The 1,772-nt window shown below is 73.0% G+C and carries 1 protein-coding gene; it reads right to left on the reverse strand.

The window, feature by feature from the left end; translation table 11 throughout:
• Positions 1 to 24: 24 nt before the first annotated feature.
• Positions 25 to 1,677, reverse strand: a complete 1,653-nt coding sequence (locus ACFCV8_RS35965; RefSeq protein ID WP_376689766.1) for a TlrC/CarA/OleB/SrmB family ABC-F type ribosomal protection protein — start codon at positions 1,675 to 1,677, stop codon at positions 25 to 27.
• Positions 1,678 to 1,772: the final 95 nt, after the last annotated feature.

The raw sequence follows: 1,772 nt of genomic DNA on the forward strand, positions 1-1,772 counted from the left end.
GTGTGCGGGGACCCGGTCCGGGCCTCAGCCCGTCGTGCCGGCCGGTTGGGGCCCGGTGACACGACCGGCGCTCAGCTCGATGTGCCTGCCGGTGAACCGGCCACGCATACGGCGGTCGTGGGTGACGATGACGACGGCACCCGAGAACGCGGCCAGCGCTCCTTCCAGTTCCTCGACCAGGGCCGGGGAGAGATGGTTGGTGGGCTCGTCCAGAAGGAGCAGATCGGCGGGTTCGCCGACCAGCCGGGCCAGTTCGAGCCGACGCCGCTGCCCGTACGACAGCTCCCCCACTCTCAGCCGCAGATCGTCCGGGGCGAACAGGCCGAGTGCCAGCAGTTGTTCGGTGTGCTCCCCCAGATCGCCGACGCGCCCCCGTGCGAAGGCCTGCGGCACCGTCAGGCCCGGCGGCCACCTCGTTTCCTCCTGTCTCAGATGGCCGACCCGGCCGCGCGTCCGCACCGTCCCTTCGTCGGGAGCCAGCTCGCCCGCCAGCACCCGCATCAGTGTGGTCTTGCCCGCGCCGTTGGGACCGGTGACCAGCAGACGCTCCGCGCCGGCGATCCGCAGTCCCGGCAGGTGCAGCCGGTCCCCGACCCTGATGCCGTCGAGTTCCGCCGCGGGCTGCTCCGTCCGGCCGTCGGCGACGGCCATCCGGCCGGTGAACACCAGCGGTTCGGGCGGCGGCGCGACGGGGTGCGCGGTCAGCCGCTCCACGCGTTCCTTCGCGTTGCGGACGCGGACCATCGCCCCGTGGGCGCGACCGCGGCTCCGGAAGCCCCCGTGGCCGAACACCGCGAGGGGCAGCTTGCGCGGGACCGAATCCAGCCGGGCGGCGTTGGAGGCAGCCAGTTGCTCGTTGCGGGCCAGCTCCGCGCGCCAGTCGGTGTACAGCCGCAGACGGCGGCGCCGTTCGGCGGCCTTGGCGGCCCGGAAGCCGTCGTAGCCGTTCCCGTACCGGGTCACCCTCCCTTCGTCGACCTCGAGGATCGTGGTGGCGACCCGTTCCAGGAACACCCGGTCGTGGGTGACCGCGAGCACAGTGCCGCGGTGTGCCCGCAGGTGGTCCTCCAGGCGGCGCAGCGCCCGGTCGTCCAGGTCGTTGGTCGGTTCGTCCAGCAGCAGCAGCTCCGGCCGGGACGCCAGTGTCGTGGCCAGCGCCAGCCGGGACCGCTCGCCGCCGGAGAGGGTACCCAGGGTTCTGTCCCTGGCCAGTCCCGGCAGGCCGAGCTCGTGCAGCGCGACGTCCACCCGGGCGTCGGCCCCGTACCCGCCGCGCGCCTCGTAGCGGGAGACCAGACGGGCGTAGTCGTCCAGTGCGGCACCGAGCCGTGCCCCGGACAGGCCCGCCAGCCCGGTCTCGGCCTGCCGGATCCGTGTCTCCAGGTCGCGCAGACCGGCCAGGGCCGCCTCGACCACATCCTGTACACGGGCCTCGGGCGGCAGGTCCGGTGACTGGGCGAGGTAGCCGGCGCCGCCGGGTGCGGTCACGGTCAGCTCGCCGTTGTCGGGCCGGTCGCGTCCGGCGATCAGCCGGAGCAGTGTGGACTTTCCCGCACCGTTGTCGCCGATGATGCCGACCTTCTCGCCGGGTCTGACGGCGAAGGACACATCGTCGAGCACGATGTGGTCGTCGTAGCGACGGGTGACGTTCTGGAGTGAGAGTTGTGCAACGGTCATGGGACAGCCCCTGTTCTCGGCCGGGCCGATCGGCATGGTCGGTTGGACGTGTCCGCGTACGCCCGGGGAAGCCCCGCGCGGCCTGTCGGGCAGGC

Origin of the sequence: Streptomyces sp. NPDC056347, assembly GCF_042262625.1 — a bacterium.
Taxonomy (GTDB): Bacteria; Actinomycetota; Actinomycetes; order Streptomycetales; family Streptomycetaceae; genus Streptomyces.

What these genes read in the sequence shown, in the direction of transcription:
- ACFCV8_RS35965 (WP_376689766.1), bottom strand. Translation starts at nt 1,677, where the DNA reads ATGACCGTTGCACAACTCTCACTCCAGAACGTCACCCGTCGCTACGAC.